Origin of the sequence: Streptomyces sp. NPDC101118, assembly GCF_044759445.1 — a bacterium.
GTDB lineage: Bacteria > Actinomycetota > Actinomycetes > Streptomycetales > Streptomycetaceae > Streptomyces.
Map to the genome: position 1 here is coordinate 328,188 of NZ_JBIVZG010000005.1, position 18,715 is coordinate 346,902.

Below are 18,715 nucleotides of genomic sequence, written 5' to 3' on the forward strand. Positions count from 1 at the left end.
GGGGGTACTGCGGGGTGGGTCAGACCTCGTCGGTCTTCTTCAGGGCGTCCATCGCGCGCTGCGTGACGTCCTGGACCTCGCCGAGCGCGGAGATCGTGACGACCAGGCCCTGGGCCTTGTAGTAGTCGATGATCGGCTCGGTCTGGGTGTGGTACACATCCAGCCGGTTGCGGACCGTGGCCTCGGTGTCGTCACCGCGCTGGTACAGCTCGCCGCCGCAGACGTCGCAGACGCCCTCGGTCTTCGGCGGGGTGTACGTCACGTGGAAGACGTGCGCCGAGTCGTTACGGCAGATCCGGCGGCCGGCGATGCGCTTGACGACCTCGTCCTCGGGAACCTCGAGGTCGAGCACGGCGTCGAGCTTCATGTTCTCGGCCTGGAGCATCGCGTCGAGCGCCTCGGCCTGCGAGACGTTGCGGGGGAAGCCGTCGAGCAGGAAACCGCCCTCGGCGTCCGACTGCTCCATCCGGTCCTTGGCCATGCCGATGGTGACCTCGTCCGGCACCAGGTCGCCGGCGTCCATGAACGCCTTCGCCTGCTTGCCGAGCTCGGTGCCCTGGCTGATGTTGGCCCGGAAGAGGTCGCCCGTGGAGATGTGCGGGATCGACAGGTTCTTGGCAAGGAACGCGGCCTGCGTTCCCTTGCCCGCACCGGGCGGCCCGACGAGGACGATACGCATCAGCGGAGGAACCCTTCGTAATTACGCTGCTGGAGCTGGCTCTCGATCTGCTTCACGGTCTCCAGACCCACACCCACGATGATCAGGATGCTCGTCCCGCCGAACGGGAAGTTCTGGTTCGCGCCGAAGCCCGCCAACGCCATCGTCGGCACAAGAGCGATGAGACCCAGGTACAGCGACCCCGGCCAGGTGATCCGGTTGAGCACGTAGCTCAGGTACTCGGCAGTAGGTCGGCCGGCCCGGATGCCCGGGATGAAGCCACCATACTTCTTCATGTTGTCCGCGACTTCCTCGGGGTTGAACGAAATCGCCACGTAGAAGAACGCGAAGAAGACGATCAGGAGGAAGTAGGCGGCGATGTAGTACGGGTGGTCGCCCTTGACGAAGTACTTCTGGATCCAGTTGGCCCAGCCCGCCTGGGATCCGCTGAACTGAACGATCAGTGCCGGGATGTAGAGCAGCGACGAGGCGAAGATGACGGGAATCACACCCGCCTGGTTCACCTTGAGCGGGATGTAGGTGGACGTACCGCCGTAGGCACGGCGGCCGATCATGCGCTTCGCGTACTGCACCGGGATGCGGCGCTGGGCCTGCTCGACGAAGACCACGAGGGCCACCATCGCGAGGCCGACGAGGATCACGACGCCGAACTCGACCCAGCCGTCCGCGATCTTGCCCTGGAGCTTGATGGTCCAGAGGGCGCCGACGAAGCCGGCGGCGATCGAGATGAACATCAGGATCGACATGCCGTTGCCGATGCCGCGGTCGGTGATCAGCTCACCGAGCCACATGACGACACAGGTGCCGGCGGTCATGGTGATCACCATGACGGCGGTGGTGAAGATCGACTGGTCAGGAACGATCTGGTTGGCCTGCGGGCAGCCCGAGAACAGGGCGCCGCTGCGGGCGGTGGCCACGAGGCCCGTGCCCTGGAGGATCGCGAGGGCGACGGTCAGGTACCGCGTGTACTGGGTGATCTTCGCGGTGCCCGACTGTCCTTCCTTCTTGAGGTTCTCCAGGCGGGGAATGACCACGGTCAGCAGCTGCAGGATGATGCTCGCCGTGATGTACGGCATGATGCCGAGCGCGAAGATCGTGATCTGCAGCAGGGCGCCACCGCTGAACATGTTGACCAGGCCGAACAGGCTGTTGCTGCTGCCCGCCTGGTTCACACAGAACTGGACGGCTGAGTAGTCCACGCCGGGTACGGGTACATGTGACCCAAGCCGGAACAGCACGATGATGCCGAGCGTGAAGAGCAGCTTCTTGCGCAGGTCGGGCGTCTTGAACGCCCGGGCGAACGCGGTGAGCACGGTGCCTCCTGCGACCCCCGCGTTTCGCGTGAGGGTGACGGCTTGTAAGTGAGCGATTACAGAACACGGCAGCCTAGCGGATGAGCGCAGACTGCCGGGGAAGCTAACAGCGCTTACCATACCCGGCCGTCACCACGAGCGGAAACGTCGCCGGTGCACGTCCCGGCCGTTTACGGCCCGCGATCGGCGCCCTCCCGGACATTCGTCCGGATCTGTTCCCCCAACGGATGACACCGGCCGGACCAACGGCGGGTTTCCCCTTCGCGGACCGGCAACGCGAGAGAGCCCGGTCGGCACCCCCTGAGGGGGCCGACCGGGCTCTCGCTGTCAGCTCAGAGCTCAGACGAGCTCGGTGACGGTGCCGCCGGCGGCGGCAATCTTCTCCTTGGCGGAGCCGGAGACGGCGTCAACCGTCACCTGCAGCGCCACGGAGATCTCGCCCTGGCCCAGGACCTTGACGAGGCTGTTCTTGCGCACCGCGCCCTTGGCGACCAGGTCGGCCACCGTGACCTCGCCACCCTGCGGGTAGAGCTCGGCCAGCTTGTCCAGGTTCACGACCTGGTACTCGGTGCGGAACGGGTTCTTGAAGCCCTTCAGCTTCGGGAGGCGCATGTGGAGCGGCATCTGGCCACCCTCGAAGCGCTCCGGAACCTGGTAACGGGCCTTCGTGCCCTTGGTACCACGACCGGCCGTCTTACCCTTCGACGCCTCACCACGACCAACACGGGTCTTGGCGGTCTTGGCGCCCGGGGCGGGACGGAGGTTGTGGATCTTGAGCGGGTTGTTCTCCGCCATGATCAGTCGACCTCCTCAACCGTCACGAGGTGGCGGACGGTGTGCACCATTCCGCGGAACTCGGGGCGGTCCTCCTTGACGACCACGTCGTTCAGGCGCTTGAGCCCGAGCGAACGCAGGGTGTCGCGGTGGTTCTGCTTGCTACCGATGTACGACTTCGTCTGCGTGATCTTGAGGCGAGCCATTACGCACCCGCTCCCGCACGCGCACGAAGCAGAGCCGCGGGGGCGACGTCCTCGAGCGGCAGACCACGGCGAGCCGCGATCTCCTCGGGACGCTGCAGGCCCTTCAGGGCCTCCACGGTCGCGTGCACGATGTTGATCGCGTTGTCGGAGCCGAGCGACTTCGACAGGATGTCGTGAACGCCGGCGCACTCCAGGACGGCGCGCACCGGGCCACCGGCGATAACACCGGTACCGGGGGAAGCAGGCTTCAGCAGGACGACGCCCGCAGCCTTCTCACCCTGGATCGGGTGGGGGATGGTGCCCTGGATACGCGGGACCTTGAAGAAGTGCTTCTTGGCCTCCTCAACACCCTTGGCGATGGCGGCCGGCACCTCCTTGGCCTTGCCGTAACCGACACCCACGGTGCCGTCACCGTCACCCACCACGACCAGCGCGGTGAAGGAGAAACGACGACCACCCTTGACAACCTTGGCGACGCGGTTGATCGCGACTACGCGCTCAACGTACGCGGTCTTCTCGGCGGCAGCAGCGCCACCGTCGCGACCCTTCCGGTCCCGCCGCTCGCCGCCACCGGCACCGCTGCCGCGGCGCTGGGGTCCAGCCATTGGATTACCTCTCTCTGTTACGTCCGTTAGTCCCGGAACCGGGGCTTAGAACTTCAGCCCGGCTTCGCGGGCGGCGTCAGCCAGAGCGGCAATGCGCCCGGCGTACCTGTTGCCACCACGGTCGAACACGACGGCCTCGACGCCGGCGGCCTTGGCGCGCTCAGCGACCAGGGCACCGACCTGCTTGGCCTGCGCGGACTTGTCACCCTCGCCACCGCGGATCGACGCGTCCAGGTGGGACGCCGACGCCAGGGTGTGACCCTTGATGTCGTCGATCACCTGGGCGGTGATGCCGCGGTTGCTCCGGTTGACGACCAGGCGCGGACGCTCGGCCGTACCGGAGATGGTCTTGCGGATGCGGATGTGGCGGCGGGCCTTGGCAGCCCGCTTGTAAGCGTCGCCCTTGGCGATCTTCACACCGTATGCCATGGCTTTACTTACCAGCCTTTCCGACCTTGCGGCGGATGACCTCGCCCGCGTACTTGACGCCCTTGGCCTTGTACGGGTCGGGCTTCCGCAGCTTGCGGATGTTGGCGGCGACCTCGCCGACCTTCTGCTTGTCGATGCCCTCGACCGAGAACTTGGTCGGCGACTCGACCTTGAAGGAGATGCCCTCGGGCGCCTCCACCAGGATCGGGTGGCTGTAGCCGAGCTGGAACTCCAGGTCGGAGCCCTTCGCGGCAACGCGGTAACCGACACCGCTGATCTCGAGCGCCTTGGTGTATCCCGTGGTCACACCGGTGATCATGTTGGCCACCAGCGTGCGGGACAGGCCGTGGAGGGCCTTGTTCTGACGCTCGTCGTTCGGACGGGTGACGTTCAGAACGCCGTCCTCGCCCTTAACGATCTCGATCGGAGCGGCGACGGTGTGCGTCAGGGTGCCCTTGGAACCCTTGACGGTGACCGTACGGCCCTCGATGGTGACGTCCACGCCGGCGGGAACCGGGATGGGGAGCTTGCCAATGCGAGACATAGCTTTTCCTCCGTTCCCGACTACCAGACGTAGGCGAGGACTTCCCCACCCACGCCCTTCTTCTGCGCCTGCTGGCCGGTCAGGAGACCGTGGGACGTGGAGATGATCGCCACGCCCAGGCCGCCGAGGACCTTCGGCAGGTTGGTGGACTTCGCGTACACGCGCAGACCCGGCTTCGAGATGCGCTTGATGCCGGCGATCGAGCGCTCGCGGTTCGGACCGAACTTCAGCTCGAGGACGAGGTTCTTGCCAACCTCGGCGTCCTCGACCTTCCAGCCGGTGATGAAACCCTCCTGCTTGAGGATTTCCGCGATGTGCGACTTGATCTTGCTGTGCGGCATCACGACCTGGTCGTGGTACGCCGAGTTTGCGTTACGCAGACGAGTCAGCATGTCTGCGATCGGGTCAGTCATGGTCATGAATCGGCCTTCGGCCTCTCTCGCCGGGGTTTCCTGTATGCGCCATCCCTCTCCCCACACAGAGGCGGGACGGGTGCGGCGCGGGGACCTACGGCGTAGTAAGTCGGTAGGGCGGCGGACGCCCAACCCCACAAGCCTACGGCATGCGGGACGGGCGGTCCGCCGACCTGATGCTTACCGAGAGCGTCTGGAAAACCTCAACACCCAAAGGGTGAAGGGGATTTACCAGGAGCTCTTGGTCACGCCCGGCAGCTCGCCACGGTGAGCCATCTCACGAAGGCACACGCGGCACAGGCCGAACTTGCGGTAGACGGAGTGCGGACGACCGCAGCGCTGGCAACGGGTGTACGCGCGCACGCCGAACTTGGGCTTGCGGGCAGCCTTCGCGATGAGAGCCTTCTTCGCCATCTCGCTTACGCCTCCTTGAACGGGAAGCCGAGGTGACGCAGAAGGGCACGGCCCTCGTCGTCGTTGGTCGCCGTGGTCACCACGGTGATGTCCATACCCCGGACGCGGTCGATCTTGTCCTGGTCGATCTCGTGGAACATGACCTGCTCCGTGAGACCGAAGGTGTAGTTGCCCCGGCCGTCGAACTGCTTCGGGGACAGACCACGGAAGTCGCGGATGCGCGGGAGCGCGAGCGACAGGGTGCGGTCCAGGAACTCCCACATGCGGTCGCCACGGAGGGTGACGTGGGCACCGATCGGCTGGCCCTCGCGCAGCTTGAACTGCGCGATGGACTTGCGGGCCTTGGTGACGGCCGGCTTCTGACCGGTGATCGTGGTGAGGTCCTTGATGGCGCCCTCGATCAGCTTGGAGTCGCGGGCGGCGTCGCCCACACCCATGTTGACCACGATCTTCACGAGGCCGGGGATCTGCATGACGTTCTCGTACTTGAACTCGTCACGCAGCTTGCCCGCGATCTCCTCGCGGTACTTCGTCTTCAGACGCGGAGTGGTAGCCATCAGATGTCCTCACCCGTGCGCTTGGCAACGCGGATCTTGTTGCCCTCGTCGTCGAAGCGGAAACCGACGCGGGTGACGACCTTCTTGCCGTCCTTCTCCACGACCAGCTGGACGTTCGAAACGTGGACGGGGGCCTCGGTGATCACGATGCCGCCGGCCTGGTTCGGACCAGCCTTGGTGTGCTTCTTGACCCGGTTGACACCCTCGACCAGAACGCGGTTCTCAGCGGGCATGGCCTGGATGACCTTGCCCTGCTTGCCCTTGTCCTTGCCGGTGATGACCTGGACCAGGTCGCCCTTCTTGATCTTCATGCTTACAGCACCTCCGGCGCGAGCGAGATGATCTTCATGAACTTCTTCTCGCGCAGCTCACGGCCGACCGGGCCGAAGATGCGGGTGCCGCGAGGGTCGCCGTCGTTCTTCAGAATGACAGCGGCGTTCTCGTCGAAGCGGATGTACGAGCCGTCCTGGCGGCGGCGCTCCTTGACGGTGCGAACGATGACCGCCTTGACGACGTCACCCTTCTTCACGTTGCCACCGGGGATCGCGTCCTTGACGGTGGCGACGATGACGTCACCGATGCCCGCGTAGCGGCGGCCGGAGCCACCGAGAACACGGATGCAAAGGATCTCCTTGGCACCAGTGTTGTCGGCGACACGAAGCCGCGACTCCTGCTGGATCACGTCTATCTCCTGTTTGTCTGCCGGTTCCCGGCAGGGGCTGATTCCTCAGCCCCTGCCGAGCCTGGCGGAACTGACCTGAGGGAAACCCCTCAGGTTGATTCTTCGGACTTCCCTTGCGGGAAGTTCCTTACTTGGCCTTCTCGAGGATCTCGACGACGCGCCAGCGCTTCGTCGCGGACAGCGGCCGGGTCTCCATGAGGAGGACGCGGTCGCCGACGCCCGCGGCGTTGGCCTCGTCGTGCGCCTTGAGCTTGTTCGTACGGCGGATGACCTTGCCGTACAGCGCGTGCTTGACGCGGTCCTCAACGGCGACGACGACGGTCTTGTCCATCTTGTCGCTGACGACCAGACCCTCGCGGGTCTTCCGGAAGCCGCGCTCGGTCTTCTCAGTCACGTTGTTCTCGCTCATCAGGCGCTCTCCACCGTCTCGATACCGAGCTCACGCTCGTGCATCAGGGTGTAGATGCGAGCGATGTCCTTACGGACGGACTTGAGCCGGCCGTTGTTCTCCAGCTGACCCGTGGCCGCCTGGAAACGGAGCTTGAACAGCTCCTCCTTGGCCTCGCGCAGCTTGGCAACGAGCTCCTCGTTGCCCAGCTCGCGCAGCTCCGACGCCTTGGTACCGGCCGCCATCACGACTCACCTGCCTCGCGCTTGACGATCCGGCACTTCATCGGCAGCTTGTGGGCCGCACGAGTCAGAGCCTCACGCGCAATCTTCTCGTTCGGGTAGGACAGCTCGAACATGACCCGGCCCGGGTGCACGTTCGCGATCCACCACTCGGGGGAACCCTTACCGGAACCCATGCGGGTCTCGGCGGGCTTCTTCGTGAGCGGACGGTCCGGGTAGATGTTGATCCAGACCTTGCCGCCACGCTTGATGTGGCGGGTCATCGCGATACGAGCCGCCTCGATCTGGCGGTTCGTCACGTAGGCCGGGGTCAGCGCCTGGATGCCGTACTCGCCGAATGCGACCTCGGTACCGCCCTTGGAGACACCGCCCCGCTTCGGGTGGTGCTGCTTGCGGTGCTTGACCCTACGAGGGATCAGCATGTCGGTCAGGCCTCCGTTCCGGTGCTCTCAGCCGGAGCGGCGGCAGCGGCCTCGGCCTTGGGGGCCTCGGTCGCAGCAGCCTGCTGCGGCTTGCGGCCGCGGCCGCCACGCTCGCCGCCACGGCCACCACGGCCGGCGGGGCGGTCAGCGCCACCACGGGCCGGGCGGTTGCCCGCGCGGGCCGCAGCGTTCTCGGCGCGAACCTCGGCGATGTTCTTGACGTCGCCCTTGTAGATCCAGACCTTCACGCCGATGCGGCCGAAGGTGGTCTTGGCCTCGAAGAAGCCGTACTCGACGTTCGCGCGCAGCGTGTGCAGCGGCACACGACCCTCGCGGTAGAACTCCGAGCGGGACATCTCGGCGCCGCCGAGACGACCGCCACACTGGATCTTGATGCCCTTGGCGCCGGCCTTCATGGCGGACTGCATGCTCTTGCGCATGGCCCGACGGAAGGAGACGCGGGAGGACAGCTGCTCGGCAACGGCCTGGGCCACGAGCTGAGCGTCGACCTCGGGGTTCTTGACCTCGAGGATGTTCAGCTGGACCTGCTTGCCGGTGAGCTTCTCGAGGTCGCCGCGGATGCGGTCGGCCTCGGCGCCACGGCGGCCGATGACGATGCCCGGACGGGCGGTGTGGATGTCCACGCGGACGCGGTCACGGGTGCGCTCGATCTCAACCTTCGAGATGCCGGCGCGCTCCATGCCGGACGTCATCATCCGACGGATGGCGACGTCTTCCTTGACGTAGTCCTTGTACAGCTTGTCGGCGTACCAGCGCGACTTGAAGTCGGTGGTGATGCCGAGCCGGAACCCGTGCGGGTTTACCTTCTGGCCCATTACCGGGTTCCTTCCTTGCTGCTGACGACCACGGTGATGTGGGAGGTCCGCTTGCGGATCCGGTAGGCACGGCCCTGGGCACGCGGACGGAACCGCTTCAGGGTCGGACCCTCGTCAACAAACGCCTCGCTGATGACCAGCGAGGAGGCGTCCGTGTGGTTGTAGTTGTGCGCGGCGTTGGCGATGGCGCTGTCAAGCACCTTGCCCACCGGCACAGACGCGGCCTGCGGAGCGAAACGCAGGACCGCCTGGGCCTCCGTGGCATCCATGCCACGGATGAGGTCCACCACACGGCGGGCCTTCATGGGCGTGACACGGATGTACCGCGCCTGAGCCCTGGCTTCCATGGTTGTCCCTTCGGTGTAAGTCATAGTCGTTCCCACCCCGCGCTTAGCGGCGCTTCGACTTCCGGTCGTCCTTGACGTGGCCGCGGAAGGTGCGAGTCGGCGAGAACTCGCCGAGCTTGTGGCCGACCATGGACTCGGTGACGAACACCGGGACATGGGTCTTGCCGTTGTGCACCGCGATCGTGTGACCCAGCATGCTGGGGATGATCATCGAGCGACGGGACCAGGTCTTGATGACGTTCTTGGTGCCGGCTTCGTTCTGGGCGTCCACCTTCTTTACGAGGTGGTCGTCGACGAAGGGCCCCTTCTTGAGACTGCGCGGCATCTAAACCCGCTCCTAGCGCTTCTTGTTCGTCTTGCGGCGGCGGACGATGTACTTGTTCGAAGCCTTCTTCGGCGAACGAGTACGACCCTCCTTCTGACCCCACGGGGAGACCGGGTGGCGACCACCGGAGGTCTTGCCCTCACCACCACCGTGCGGGTGGTCAACCGGGTTCATCGCGACACCGCGGACGGTCGGGCGGACGCCCTTCCAGCGCATGCGGCCGGCCTTGCCCCAGTTGATGTTCGACTGCTCGGCGTTGCCGACCTCGCCGATCGTGGCGCGGCAGCGCACGTCGACCAGACGGATCTCACCGGACGGCATACGGAGGTGCGCCATGGCACCTTCCTTCGCCAGCAGCTGCACGGAGGCACCCGCGGAACGGGCGAACTTGGCACCGCCACCGGGACGGAGCTCGATCGCGTGGATCGTGGTACCGACCGGGATGTTGCGGAGCGCCAGGTTGTTACCGGGCTTGATGTCGGCCGCGGGGCCGTTCTCGATCCGGTCGCCCTGGTTCAGGCCGCGCGGAGCGATGATGTAGCGCTTCTCGCCGTCCGCGTAGTGCAGAAGAGCGATGCGCGCGGTGCGGTTCGGGTCGTACTCGATGTGAGCGACCTTGGCCGGCACGCCGTCCTTGTCGTGACGACGGAAGTCGATCACGCGGTAGGCGCGCTTGTGGCCACCACCCTGGTGGCGAACGGTCACACGACCGGCGTTGTTACGGCCGCCCTTGCTGTGCAGCGGGCGGACCAGCGACTTCTCCGGCGTGGACCGCGTGATCTCGACAAAGTCGGCGACGCTGGAGCCACGACGGCCCGGGGTCGTCGGCTTGTACTTGCGGATACCCATTTCTCAGTCCTCGTCCGATTCCGGACGACACGGACTCCCTTAGGAGACCGGGCCGCCGAAGATGTCGATACGGTCGCCCTCAGCGAGGGTCACGATGGCGCGCTTGGTGTCGGCACGCTTGCCGAAACCGGTGCGGGTGCGCTTGCGCTTGCCCTGGCGGTTGATCGTGTTGACCCCGGTGACCTTGACCGAGAAGACCGCCTCGACGGCCTGCTTGATCTGGGTCTTGTTGGCGGTGGGCGCGACGATGAACGTGTACTTGTTCTCGTCCAGCAGCGCGTAGCTCTTCTCGGAGACGACCGGCTTGATCAGCAGGTCGCGCGGGTCCGTGAAGGTCTTGCTGGTAACGGTTGCCTCAGACATCAGGCCTCGTTCCCTTCGGTCTCAACGGCCTTGGGGCCAGACACGAAAGACTCGAGAGCGGCCTGGGTGAAGACCACGTCGTCGGAGACGAGCACGTCGTACGTGTTCAGCTGGCCCGGCTCCAGGATGTGCACCTGGGGCAGGTTGCGGGCGGACAGCCACGCGGCCTCGTCGGCGCGCTCGACGACCAGGAGCAGGTTCTTGCGCTCCGAGATCTTGCCGAACAGCGTCTTGGCGGCCTTGGTGGAGGCGGCACCCTCGACCACGCCGGAGACGACGTGGATGCGGGAGTGACGGGCCCGGTCGGTGAGGGCACCGCGGAGGGCGGCGGCCTTCATCTTCTTGGGGGTCCGCTGCGAGTAGTCACGCGGCACGGGGCCGTGCACGACGCCACCGCCGGCGAACTGCGGCGCACGGGTCGAACCCTGACGGGCGCGGCCGGTGCCCTTCTGGCGGTAGGGCTTCTTGCCACCACCACGGACCTCGCCACGCGTCTTGACCTTGTGCGTACCCTGACGGGCAGCGGCCAGCTGCGCGACGACGACCTGGTGGATCAGCGGAACGCTGACCTTGGCGTCGAAGATCTCGGCCGGGAGCTCGACGGTCCCGGTCTTGTCGCCGGCAGGCGACAGAATGTCAATGGTGCTCATAGTCCTCAGGCCCCCTTGGCCGCGGTGCGGACCAGGACGAGGCCGCCGTTCGGACCAGGAACCGCGCCCTTGATGAGCAGCAGGCCCTTCTCCGCGTCAACGGCGTGAACGGTCAGGTTCTGGGTGGTGACCCGGTCGTTACCCATCCGGCCGGCCATCTTCATACCCTTGAAGACGCGGCCCGGGGTGGCGCAGCCACCGATCGAACCCGGCTTGCGGTGGACACGGTGGGCACCGTGCGACGCCTTGCCACCACGGAAGTTGTGGCGCTTCATGGCACCGGCGAAGCCCTTGCCCTTGCTCGTGCCCGTGACGTCAACCTTGACGCCGGACTCGAACACCTCGGCCGTGATCTCCTGGCCGAGCGTGTACTCGCTGGCGTCGGAGGTACGGAGCTCCACCAGGTGGCGGCGCGGGGTCACGTCGGCCTTGGCGAAGTGGCCCTTGAGGGGCTTGTTCACCTTGCGCGGGTCGATCTCGCCGAAGGCGATCTGGACCGACTCGTAGCCGTCGATGTCGTTGGTGCGGACCTGGGTGACGACACAGGGCCCGGCCTTGACGACGGTAACCGGGACGACACGGTTGTTCTCGTCCCAGACCTGGGTCATGCCGAGCTTCTCGCCCAGGACGCCCTTGATCTGCTTAGCCATCTTCTCCGCGCCTCTCAGAGCTTGATCTCGATGTCAACGCCGGCCGGAAGGTCCAGGCGCATCAGCGAGTCAACGGTCTTGGGCGTCGGGTCGAGGATGTCGATCAGGCGCTTGTGCGTGCGCATCTCGAAGTGCTCGCGCGAGTCCTTGTACTTGTGCGGCGACTTGATGACGCAGTACACGTTCTTCTCAGTGGGCAGCGGCACCGGGCCCGCGACCGACGCACCAGTGCGGGTCACCGTCTCGACGATCTTCTTCGCCGAGGAGTCGATGACCTCGTGGTCGTAGGCCTTGAGCCGGATGCGGATCTTCTGTCCCGCCATGGCTACTTCGTAGTCCTTCGTCTCTGTGGAACGCTCTGGAACTCGGCCGGCTGCGCGTTTCCGCGCCGCTCTCCTCCGACCCACGCGGTCGGGCGTGTCGCACTCCCGCTTCTGAAAATTCCCATACGGAAATTCCCTGCCAGAGGGGGTGCGGTCCTGGACCGCGCTTCGGGGGAAGAACACCCACCGAGTGCCTGGCCGGCACCCCGCTGACGCTTCCCGAAAGATTCCCGTACGTCCGCCCCATTGCTGCCCCGGAGGGCAGATAAAGGCGACGAGTACTGTGGGACTCGCTTCCGGTCCTCCCGGCGGGAGGCGCGCAGCATCGGTACTCAACCGAGCAACTTGAACAGTCTGCCATACATGACGCAGAGGGCGCCAATCGCAAGCGGGGAGCGTACCCCATCTCACATTTCGCAGGCGCATCCGCCACGCGGGGCGGACCCCGCAGTCATGACGGAAGGGCCCCGGTCCGCCGCTCGCGCGGCGGGCCGGGGCCCTTCTCAGCAGCTCTGGAGAGCTACCAGGTCAGAACACGAATTACTTCGTGATCTTGGTGACCTGGCCGGCGCCGACGGTCCGGCCACCCTCACGGATGGCGAACTTCAGGCCCTCCTCCATGGCGACGGGCTGGATCAGCGCGACGGTCATGTCGGTGTTGTCGCCCGGCATGACCATCTCGGTGCCCTCGGGGAGGGTCACGACGCCGGTCACGTCCGTGGTACGGAAGTAGAACTGCGGGCGGTAGTTGTTGAAGAACGGGGTGTGACGGCCACCCTCGTCCTTCGACAGGATGTACGCGGTGGCCTCGAACTCGGTGTGCGGCGTGACCGAACCGGGCTTGATGATGACCTGGCCGCGCTCGACGTCCTCGCGCTTGATGCCACGGAGGAGCAGACCGACGTTCTCACCGGCCTGGCCCTCGTCGAGCAGCTTGCGGAACATCTCGATGCCGGTGACCGTGGTGGTGGTCTTCTCCGGGCGGATGCCGATGATGTCGACGGTCTCGTTGACCTTCAGGACACCACGCTCGATACGACCGGTGACGACGGTGCCACGACCGGTGATCGTGAAGACGTCCTCGACCGGCATCAGGAACGGCTTGTCGGTCTCACGCGGCGGGGTCGGGATCGAGTCGTCGACGGCCTTCATGAGGCCGAGGAGCTTCTCGCCCCACTCCTTGTCGCCCTCGAGCGCCTTGAGCGCCGAGACCTGCACGACGGGGAGCTCGTCGCCCGGGAAGTCGTACTCGGAGAGGAGCTCGCGGACCTCGAGCTCGACGAGCTCCAGGATCTCCTCGTCGTCCACCATGTCGGCCTTGTTCAGGGCGACGACGATGTACGGAACGCCGACCTGGCGGGCCAGGAGCACGTGCTCCTTGGTCTGCGGCATCGGGCCGTCGGTGGCGGCGACCACGAGGATGGCGCCGTCCATCTGCGCGGCACCGGTGATCATGTTCTTGATGTAGTCCGCGTGACCCGGGCAGTCGACGTGGGCGTAGTGACGCGCCTCGGTCTGGTACTCGACGTGCGCGATCGAGATCGTGATACCGCGCTGGCGCTCCTCGGGAGCCTTGTCGATCTGGTCGAAGGCCGAGGCCTCGTTCAGGTCCGGGTACGCGTCGTGCAGCACCTTGGTAATGGCGGCCGTGAGGGTCGTCTTACCGTGGTCAATGTGACCGATGGTGCCGATGTTGACGTGCGGCTTAGTCCGCTCGAACTTCGCCTTCGCCACTGGGGTCCTCCTGGGAAGTGGTTCTGTACGCCTTACTCATCGGCGCCAGGTGATCTTTGCTGGAATGCCGGCCCCCGGGGCAACCGAAGCGGTTGCCCGACTGCCCCGGGGATCCGGTGACAAGCCTAAAGCGTGAACTCGGGAGAGTTACTCGCCCTTGGCCTTCGCGATGATCTCCTCGGCGACGTTCCGGGGAACCTCGGCGTAGGAGTCGAACTGCATCGAGTAGCTTGCGCGACCCGAGGTCTTGCTGCGGAGGTCTCCGACGTAGCCGAACATCTCCGAAAGCGGCACGAGGCCCTTCACGACGCGGGCGCCGTGACGCTCCTCCATGGCCTGGATCTGGCCACGGCGGGAGTTGATGTCGCCGATGACCTCACCCATGTAGTCCTCGGGCGTGGTGACCTCGACGGCCATCATCGGCTCGAGCAGCACGGGGCTGGCCTTGCGCGCACCCTCCTTGAACGCCTGCGAACCGGCGATCTTGAAGGCGAGCTCGGAGGAGTCGACCTCGTGGTAGCCACCGTCGAGAAGCGTGACGCGGACGCCCGTCATCTCGTAGCCGGCCAGGATGCCGAACTGCATGGCCTCCTGCGCACCCGCGTCGACCGAAGGGATGTACTCCTTCGGGATGCGGCCACCGGTGACCTTGTTCACGAACTCGTACGCCGGACCATCGGCGTCCGTGATCGGCTCGATCGCGATCTGCACCTTGGCGAACTGACCGGTACCACCGGTCTGCTTCTTGTGGGTGAAGTCGATGCGCTCGACGGCCTTGCGGATCGTCTCGCGGTACGCGACCTGCGGCTTGCCGACGTTGGCCTCGACCTTGAACTCGCGCTTCATACGGTCGACCAGCACCTCGAGGTGCAGCTCGCCCATACCGCCGAGGATGGTCTGGCCCGTCTCCTCGTCCGAGTGAACGTGGAAGGAGGGGTCCTCCTCCGCGAGACGCTGGATGGCGACACCCAGCTTCTCCTGGTCACCCTTGGACTTGGGCTCGATGGCGACCTGGATGACCGGGGCCGGGAAGTCCATGGACTCCAGGATGACCGGCTGCTTCTCGTCGCACAGCGTCTCACCGGTGGTGGTCTGCTTCAGGCCCATGACGGCGACGATGTCGCCGGCGCCCACCGCGTCGATCTCCTCACGCTTGTTCGCGTGCATGCGGTAGATCTTGCCGATGCGCTCCTTCTTGCCCTTGACGGAGTTCAGCACCGAGGTGCCGGCCTCCAGGCGGCCCGAGTAGACCCGGACGAAGGTGAGCTTGCCGAGGTGCGGGTCGCTCATGATCTTGAACGCCAGCGCCGCGAGGGGCTCCTCGTCGGACGGCTTGCGCTTCACGACGACCTCGGCGTCCTTGACGTCGTGGCCCTCGATGGCCTCGATGTCCAGGGGCGACGGCAGGTAGCGGACGACGGCGTCGAGCAGGGGCTGAACACCCTTGTTCTTGAACGCCGTGCCACAGAACACCGCGGTGACGGTCGAGCCGCCACCCTTGCCGGAGCTGAGGATGATGCGACGGACGGCCGCGTGCAGCTGCTCCACGGACGGCTCCTCGCCGCCCAGGTACAGCTCCATGATCTCGTCGTCGTTCTCGGCGACGGTCTCGACCAGCTTGCCGCGCCACTCCTCGGCGGCCTCGGCGTGCGTGGCCGGGATGTCGACGATGTCGTACATCTCGCCCTTGGTCGCCTCGGCGGACCAGACGAACGCCTTCATCGTGACGAGGTCGACGACACCCTGGAAGTCGGCCTCGGCACCGATGGGCAGCTGCATCACGATCGGAACCGCGCCCAGGCGGTCCTTGATCATGTCGACGCAGCGGTGGAACTCGGCGCCGGTGCGGTCGAGCTTGTTCACGAAGCAGATGCGGGGCACGCCGTAACGGTCGGCCTGACGCCACACCGTCTCGGACTGCGGCTCAACACCGGCCACACCGTCGAACACCGTGACGGCGCCGTCGAGGACGCGGAGCGAACGCTCCACCTCGACGGTGAAGTCCACGTGGCCCGGGGTGTCGATGATGTTGATCGTGTGATCGACGTTCTCGAGCGGCCAGTGGCAGGTCGTCGCGGCGGACGTGATCGTGATGCCGCGCTCCTGCTCCTGCTCCATCCAGTCCATCGTGGCAGCGCCGTCGTGGACTTCACCGATCTTGTACGAGACGCCGGTGTAGAACAGGATCCGCTCAGTGGTGGTCGTCTTGCCCGCGTCGATGTGGGCCATGATGCCGATGTTGCGCACCTTGGCCAGGTCAAGCGAAGTGGTAGCCATAAGGCTTCAGTCTTCTCTCGGTCTCGATGTGGGTTGCGACTACCAGCGGTAGTGCGCGAAGGCCTTGTTGGACTCGGCCATCTTGTGCGTGTCCTCGCGCTTCTTGACGGCAGCGCCAAGACCGTTGGAGGCGTCGAGCAGCTCGTTCATGAGGCGCTCGGTCATGGTCTTCTCACGACGGGCGCGGGAGTAGCCCACGAGCCAGCGGAGGGCCAGGGTCGACTGACGACCCGGCTTGACCTCGACGGGGACCTGGTAGGTCGCGCCACCGACACGGCGGGACTTGACCTCGAGGGAGGGCTTGACGTTCTCCAGCGCGCGCTTCAGCGTGATGACCGGGTCGTTGCCGGTCTTCTCGCGGAGGCCTTCCATGGCGCCGTAGACGATGCGCTCGGCGGTGGAGCGCTTGCCGTCCAGGAGGATCTTGTTGATGAGCGAGGTCACCAGAGGAGAACCGTAGACCGGGTCGATGATGACCGGGCGCTTCGGGGCGGGGCCCTTACGAGGCATTCTTACTTCTCCTTCTTGGCGCCGTAGCGGCTGCGGGCCTGCTTGCGGTTCTTGACAGCCTGGGTGTCAAGCGCACCGCGGATGATCTTGTAACGAACACCCGGCAGGTCCTTCACACGGCCACCACGCACGAGCACGATCGAGTGCTCCTGCAGGTTGTGTCCCTCACCCGGAATGTAAGCGGTGACCTCGATGCCGGAGGTCAGACGCACACGCGCGACCTTACGGAGCGCCGAGTTCGGCTTCTTCGGGGTGGTCGTGAACACACGCGTGCAGACGCCACGACGCTGGGGCGAGGCCTCAAGCGCGGGCGTCTTCGTCTTCTCGACCTTGTCCTGCCGGCCCTTACGGACCAGCTGCTGGATCGTAGGCACTACTTCTCCGGTTTCTGTGTGCCGTTGGTGAAACTAACCTGAAACAACTCCGACCCACGCGGTCGGGTGTGTCGAATCCGGCAGACCTCCGCGAGACGCGGAAACGTACGGATTGCGGCGACCTATGGCGCTCGCGTGCGGTGATGGACACGCACGGGAGCCCAGGCACACCCCAGGCACAAGGTCTGAGCGTACCTATCGCATCCACTCCGGTCAAAACAAATGCCCACGCCCGGCCGTCCTGGTGGCAAGGTCCCCGGCCCCGGCGGAGGAACCCGTCAAGGTACGGGATGACAGGTCTTTCCTCCCCCTCCAGGAAGTCGACGCATGAGCCGCGATTCCGTCCCCGGCACCGCTCGGCGGCTGCTCGTCCGCTGCGCTGCCGTCCTGGTGGCCGCAGCCGGCGCGCTGCTGTCCGTGGGCATCTTCCTGCAGTTGTACGTCCGGCCCACGTCGGACGACTGGTGCGCTGCCTACAAGGCCCGTGACCTGGGCGTTCTCGGCCTCGCCAAGGACTTCTACCTGACCCAGAACGGCCGGGTCACCAACGCCCTCGTCACCGGCGTCGTCTACGCCGACGGGCTCGCCGGCCCCCGGCTGCTGCCCTCCCTGCTCGCGCTCGCACTCGGCCTGTGCCTGGTGCTGCTGCTCCGGGAGGCCCTGCGCATGCTCGGCTTCGGCGGCGTGCCCCTCCTGGTCCTCGTGGCCGTCGCCGCGGCCCTGGAGGCGCTGCTGTTCTTCGCGGGCACCCGCACGTACCAGGCGCTCCTCTGGGCGCCCGCCACCATCTCCCACACCCTGCCCACCGTCCTCGGGGCGGGGACCCTGCTGCTGGGCATCCACGCCGCCCGCCGCGGGGGCACGGCCGCCCGCGGGGCCGCCCTGGCCGGCACCTTCTGCGTGGCCGTCGCGATGGGGATGCTCAGCGAGCCGTTCTCCATGGTCAGCTGGGCCTTCGCGGCGACCGCCGGGGTGCTGGCGGTCCCCCGGTTCGGGCTGGCGCGGGACCGCTGCCCGCTCGCCTGGTGCACCGCCTGGTGCCTGGGGGTGCCCCTGGGCCTGGCCATCCTCTACACCTCCCCCGGCGCCCGCTGGCGCCGCGCCCAGCAGCCCGAGAAGGCCTCCCCCCTCTCCCCCGAGGAGCTGACCGGGACCGTGGGCGACGCGCTGCGGATCCTGCGGACCATCGCCGCCCAGGAGGCCTACCTGGCCGCCGTGGCCCTGGGCCTCCTGCTGGGACTCGCCGTCGCCCTCTGCGGCCCCGCCGGCCCGGGCACCCTCGGCACCGCCCCGCGCTGGGCGGGCCGGGCCCTGTTCGTGCTGCCGCCCCTCCTGGTCCTGGCCTCCGTGTTCCTGGTGGCGCTCGGCCTGCGCAGCGGGTACGGGCCGACGGGCTGGACGTACGCCCGTACGTGGACCAGCTTCATGACCCCGCTGCTGCTCACGCTCTGCCTGTACGGGGCCTGGCTGGGCCGGTGGGCCGGGCTCCGCCTGCGGGCCCGCGGCCCCGCGGCCCCGGCCCTGGCGGTGACCGCCGCCACCGCGGTGGCGCTGGTCGCCCTGGCCGCGCTGGTGCCGGCCCTGCGCCAGCTCACCTCCGACACGGTGGACCGGGGCCTGGCCTGGGACCGGCAGAACGCCCGGATCCGTGCCCAGGTGGCCGGCGGGGCCCGGGACGTCGGGTACCGCCCGCTGCCGATCGGCAACCTGGCCGAGCCCTTCTACACGCGGGTGTACCGCAGCGACTGGGCCGCCCGGTGCGTATCCGAGTTCTACGGTGTCGACCGGATCCACCGGCTGTAACCCGCC

At 66.6% G+C, this 18,715-nt stretch carries 28 protein-coding genes; 1 reads left to right on the forward strand and 27 read right to left on the reverse strand.

The features are described from left to right. Positions 1-19: 19 nt before the first annotated feature. From ACIQUQ_RS12615 to rpsL, 27 genes are all read right to left on the reverse strand, one after another. Positions 20-679 carry an adenylate kinase gene (locus ACIQUQ_RS12615; RefSeq protein ID WP_403974480.1) on the reverse strand — a complete coding sequence of 220 codons (660 nt, stop codon included), beginning with the start codon at positions 677-679 and terminating at the stop codon, positions 20-22. Next, positions 679-1,992: a preprotein translocase subunit SecY gene (gene secY / locus ACIQUQ_RS12620; protein WP_403974482.1), complete on the reverse strand. Its 1,314-nt coding sequence runs from the start codon at positions 1,990-1,992 to the stop codon at positions 679-681. Before secY ends, ACIQUQ_RS12615 begins: the two co-directional genes overlap by 1 nt. Positions 1,993-2,331: 339 nt before the next feature. Beyond that, entirely contained in the window at positions 2,332-2,787 is a 456-nt protein-coding gene (gene rplO, locus ACIQUQ_RS12625; RefSeq protein ID WP_399946043.1) for a 50S ribosomal protein L15, read from the reverse strand. A gap of 2 nt (positions 2,788-2,789) precedes the next feature. Beyond that, a complete protein-coding gene (gene rpmD, locus ACIQUQ_RS12630; RefSeq protein WP_005313525.1) occupies positions 2,790-2,972 on the reverse strand; it encodes a 50S ribosomal protein L30 in 183 nt (60 codons plus the stop codon). Further along, positions 2,972-3,577 (reverse strand): 30S ribosomal protein S5, encoded by a 606-nt coding sequence (rpsE, locus tag ACIQUQ_RS12635; RefSeq protein ID WP_030201551.1) that lies wholly within the window; start codon positions 3,575-3,577, stop codon positions 2,972-2,974. Before rpsE ends, rpmD begins: the two co-directional genes overlap by 1 nt. A 45-nt stretch (positions 3,578-3,622) precedes the next feature. Further along, complete coding sequence (gene rplR / locus ACIQUQ_RS12640; RefSeq protein WP_399946039.1) at positions 3,623-4,006, reverse strand: 50S ribosomal protein L18; 384 nt, start codon at positions 4,004-4,006, stop codon at positions 3,623-3,625. 4 nt (positions 4,007-4,010) lie between these two features. Further along, a complete protein-coding gene (rplF, locus tag ACIQUQ_RS12645; RefSeq protein WP_399946036.1) occupies positions 4,011-4,550 on the reverse strand; it encodes a 50S ribosomal protein L6 in 540 nt (179 codons plus the stop codon). A gap of 20 nt (positions 4,551-4,570) precedes the next feature. After that, entirely contained in the window at positions 4,571-4,969 is a 399-nt protein-coding gene (rpsH, locus tag ACIQUQ_RS12650; RefSeq protein ID WP_079429302.1) for a 30S ribosomal protein S8, read from the reverse strand. Positions 4,970-5,191: 222 nt separating this feature from the next. After that, entirely contained in the window at positions 5,192-5,377 is a 186-nt protein-coding gene (locus tag ACIQUQ_RS12655; RefSeq protein WP_003956452.1) for a type Z 30S ribosomal protein S14, read from the reverse strand. 5 nt (positions 5,378-5,382) lie between these two features. Continuing rightward, entirely contained in the window at positions 5,383-5,934 is a 552-nt protein-coding gene (gene rplE, locus ACIQUQ_RS12660; protein ID WP_399946033.1) for a 50S ribosomal protein L5, read from the reverse strand. Beyond that, a complete protein-coding gene (gene rplX, locus ACIQUQ_RS12665) occupies positions 5,934-6,245 on the reverse strand; it encodes a 50S ribosomal protein L24 (protein ID WP_352193893.1) in 312 nt (103 codons plus the stop codon). Before rplX ends, rplE begins: the two co-directional genes overlap by 1 nt. A gap of 2 nt (positions 6,246-6,247) precedes the next feature. Continuing rightward, positions 6,248-6,616, reverse strand: a complete 369-nt coding sequence (gene rplN, locus ACIQUQ_RS12670) for a 50S ribosomal protein L14 (protein ID WP_003956455.1) — start codon at positions 6,614-6,616, stop codon at positions 6,248-6,250. Positions 6,617-6,743: 127 nt separating this feature from the next. Further along, positions 6,744-7,025 carry a 30S ribosomal protein S17 gene (gene rpsQ, locus ACIQUQ_RS12675; RefSeq protein ID WP_399946030.1) on the reverse strand — a complete coding sequence of 94 codons (282 nt, stop codon included), beginning with the start codon at positions 7,023-7,025 and terminating at the stop codon, positions 6,744-6,746. After that, positions 7,025-7,249, reverse strand: coding sequence for a 50S ribosomal protein L29 (rpmC, locus tag ACIQUQ_RS12680; protein WP_030201568.1), 225 nt, complete (start codon positions 7,247-7,249; stop codon positions 7,025-7,027). The genes rpsQ and rpmC overlap by 1 nt, the downstream gene beginning before the upstream one ends. Further along, positions 7,249-7,668 carry a 50S ribosomal protein L16 gene (gene rplP, locus ACIQUQ_RS12685; protein WP_125540843.1) on the reverse strand — a complete coding sequence of 140 codons (420 nt, stop codon included), beginning with the start codon at positions 7,666-7,668 and terminating at the stop codon, positions 7,249-7,251. The genes rpmC and rplP overlap by 1 nt, the downstream gene beginning before the upstream one ends. A 5-nt stretch (positions 7,669-7,673) precedes the next feature. Beyond that, a complete protein-coding gene (gene rpsC / locus ACIQUQ_RS12690; protein ID WP_399946025.1) occupies positions 7,674-8,504 on the reverse strand; it encodes a 30S ribosomal protein S3 in 831 nt (276 codons plus the stop codon). Beyond that, complete coding sequence (rplV, locus tag ACIQUQ_RS12695) at positions 8,504-8,851, reverse strand: 50S ribosomal protein L22 (RefSeq protein ID WP_226734108.1); 348 nt, start codon at positions 8,849-8,851, stop codon at positions 8,504-8,506. Before rplV ends, rpsC begins: the two co-directional genes overlap by 1 nt. A gap of 43 nt (positions 8,852-8,894) precedes the next feature. After that, positions 8,895-9,176, reverse strand: coding sequence for a 30S ribosomal protein S19 (rpsS, locus tag ACIQUQ_RS12700; protein ID WP_007265903.1), 282 nt, complete (start codon positions 9,174-9,176; stop codon positions 8,895-8,897). A gap of 12 nt (positions 9,177-9,188) precedes the next feature. Next, positions 9,189-10,025 carry a 50S ribosomal protein L2 gene (rplB, locus tag ACIQUQ_RS12705; protein ID WP_399946022.1) on the reverse strand — a complete coding sequence of 279 codons (837 nt, stop codon included), beginning with the start codon at positions 10,023-10,025 and terminating at the stop codon, positions 9,189-9,191. A gap of 39 nt (positions 10,026-10,064) precedes the next feature. After that, complete coding sequence (rplW, locus tag ACIQUQ_RS12710) at positions 10,065-10,388, reverse strand: 50S ribosomal protein L23 (protein WP_399946019.1); 324 nt, start codon at positions 10,386-10,388, stop codon at positions 10,065-10,067. Further along, a complete protein-coding gene (gene rplD, locus ACIQUQ_RS12715; RefSeq protein WP_403974486.1) occupies positions 10,388-11,038 on the reverse strand; it encodes a 50S ribosomal protein L4 in 651 nt (216 codons plus the stop codon). Before rplD ends, rplW begins: the two co-directional genes overlap by 1 nt. A gap of 5 nt (positions 11,039-11,043) precedes the next feature. Next, complete coding sequence (gene rplC / locus ACIQUQ_RS12720) at positions 11,044-11,688, reverse strand: 50S ribosomal protein L3 (protein WP_365042074.1); 645 nt, start codon at positions 11,686-11,688, stop codon at positions 11,044-11,046. Between the two features lie 14 nt (positions 11,689-11,702). Next, positions 11,703-12,011, reverse strand: a complete 309-nt coding sequence (rpsJ, locus tag ACIQUQ_RS12725) for a 30S ribosomal protein S10 (protein WP_003948644.1) — start codon at positions 12,009-12,011, stop codon at positions 11,703-11,705. Positions 12,012-12,551: 540 nt separating this feature from the next. Continuing rightward, a complete protein-coding gene (gene tuf, locus ACIQUQ_RS12730; RefSeq protein WP_399946013.1) occupies positions 12,552-13,745 on the reverse strand; it encodes an elongation factor Tu in 1,194 nt (397 codons plus the stop codon). A gap of 147 nt (positions 13,746-13,892) precedes the next feature. After that, on the reverse strand, positions 13,893-16,022 hold the full coding sequence (gene fusA, locus ACIQUQ_RS12735; protein WP_403974488.1) for an elongation factor G: 2,130 nt from the start codon (positions 16,020-16,022) through the stop codon (positions 13,893-13,895). 39 nt (positions 16,023-16,061) lie between these two features. Continuing rightward, entirely contained in the window at positions 16,062-16,532 is a 471-nt protein-coding gene (gene rpsG, locus ACIQUQ_RS12740; RefSeq protein WP_352193902.1) for a 30S ribosomal protein S7, read from the reverse strand. Between the two features lie 2 nt (positions 16,533-16,534). Continuing rightward, entirely contained in the window at positions 16,535-16,906 is a 372-nt protein-coding gene (gene rpsL / locus ACIQUQ_RS12745; protein WP_007265893.1) for a 30S ribosomal protein S12, read from the reverse strand. A 327-nt stretch (positions 16,907-17,233) separates the two neighbouring features. Here rpsL and ACIQUQ_RS12750 point away from each other — a divergent pair, with 327 nt between their 5' ends. After that, a complete protein-coding gene (locus ACIQUQ_RS12750; protein ID WP_403974490.1) occupies positions 17,234-18,709 on the forward strand; it encodes a DUF6056 family protein in 1,476 nt (491 codons plus the stop codon). The last annotated feature ends 6 nt before the right edge of the window (positions 18,710-18,715 follow it).

Excerpts from the sequence above, each read along its gene's own strand:
- ACIQUQ_RS12615 (WP_403974480.1), bottom strand. The coding sequence starts at position 679 with ATGCGTATCGTCCTCGTCGGGCCGCCCGGTGCGGGCAAGGGAACGCAG.
- rplO (WP_399946043.1), bottom strand. The coding sequence starts at position 2,787 with ATGGCGGAGAACAACCCGCTCAAGATCCACAACCTCCGTCCCGCCCCG.
- rpmD (WP_005313525.1), bottom strand. The coding sequence starts at position 2,972 with ATGGCTCGCCTCAAGATCACGCAGACGAAGTCGTACATCGGTAGCAAG.
- rpsE (WP_030201551.1), bottom strand. The coding sequence starts at position 3,577 with ATGGCTGGACCCCAGCGCCGCGGCAGCGGTGCCGGTGGCGGCGAGCGG.
- rplR (WP_399946039.1), bottom strand. The coding sequence starts at position 4,006 with ATGGCATACGGTGTGAAGATCGCCAAGGGCGACGCTTACAAGCGGGCT.
- rplF (WP_399946036.1), bottom strand. The coding sequence starts at position 4,550 with ATGTCTCGCATTGGCAAGCTCCCCATCCCGGTTCCCGCCGGCGTGGAC.
- rpsH (WP_079429302.1), bottom strand. The coding sequence starts at position 4,969 with ATGACCATGACTGACCCGATCGCAGACATGCTGACTCGTCTGCGTAAC.
- ACIQUQ_RS12655 (WP_003956452.1), bottom strand. The coding sequence starts at position 5,377 with ATGGCGAAGAAGGCTCTCATCGCGAAGGCTGCCCGCAAGCCCAAGTTC.
- rplE (WP_399946033.1), bottom strand. The coding sequence starts at position 5,934 with ATGGCTACCACTCCGCGTCTGAAGACGAAGTACCGCGAGGAGATCGCG.
- rplX (WP_352193893.1), bottom strand. The coding sequence starts at position 6,245 with ATGAAGATCAAGAAGGGCGACCTGGTCCAGGTCATCACCGGCAAGGAC.
- rpsQ (WP_399946030.1), bottom strand. The coding sequence starts at position 7,025 with ATGAGCGAGAACAACGTGACTGAGAAGACCGAGCGCGGCTTCCGGAAG.
- rpmC (WP_030201568.1), bottom strand. The coding sequence starts at position 7,249 with ATGGCGGCCGGTACCAAGGCGTCGGAGCTGCGCGAGCTGGGCAACGAG.
- rplP (WP_125540843.1), bottom strand. The coding sequence starts at position 7,668 with ATGCTGATCCCTCGTAGGGTCAAGCACCGCAAGCAGCACCACCCGAAG.
- rpsC (WP_399946025.1), bottom strand. The coding sequence starts at position 8,504 with ATGGGCCAGAAGGTAAACCCGCACGGGTTCCGGCTCGGCATCACCACC.
- rplV (WP_226734108.1), bottom strand. The coding sequence starts at position 8,851 with ATGGAAGCCAGGGCTCAGGCGCGGTACATCCGTGTCACGCCCATGAAG.
- rpsS (WP_007265903.1), bottom strand. The coding sequence starts at position 9,176 with ATGCCGCGCAGTCTCAAGAAGGGGCCCTTCGTCGACGACCACCTCGTA.
- rplB (WP_399946022.1), bottom strand. The coding sequence starts at position 10,025 with ATGGGTATCCGCAAGTACAAGCCGACGACCCCGGGCCGTCGTGGCTCC.
- rplW (WP_399946019.1), bottom strand. The coding sequence starts at position 10,388 with ATGTCTGAGGCAACCGTTACCAGCAAGACCTTCACGGACCCGCGCGAC.
- rplD (WP_403974486.1), bottom strand. The coding sequence starts at position 11,038 with ATGAGCACCATTGACATTCTGTCGCCTGCCGGCGACAAGACCGGGACC.
- rplC (WP_365042074.1), bottom strand. The coding sequence starts at position 11,688 with ATGGCTAAGCAGATCAAGGGCGTCCTGGGCGAGAAGCTCGGCATGACC.
- rpsJ (WP_003948644.1), bottom strand. The coding sequence starts at position 12,011 with ATGGCGGGACAGAAGATCCGCATCCGGCTCAAGGCCTACGACCACGAG.
- fusA (WP_403974488.1), bottom strand. The coding sequence starts at position 16,022 with ATGGCTACCACTTCGCTTGACCTGGCCAAGGTGCGCAACATCGGCATC.
- rpsG (WP_352193902.1), bottom strand. The coding sequence starts at position 16,532 with ATGCCTCGTAAGGGCCCCGCCCCGAAGCGCCCGGTCATCATCGACCCG.
- ACIQUQ_RS12750 (WP_403974490.1), top strand. The coding sequence starts at position 17,234 with ATGAGCCGCGATTCCGTCCCCGGCACCGCTCGGCGGCTGCTCGTCCGC.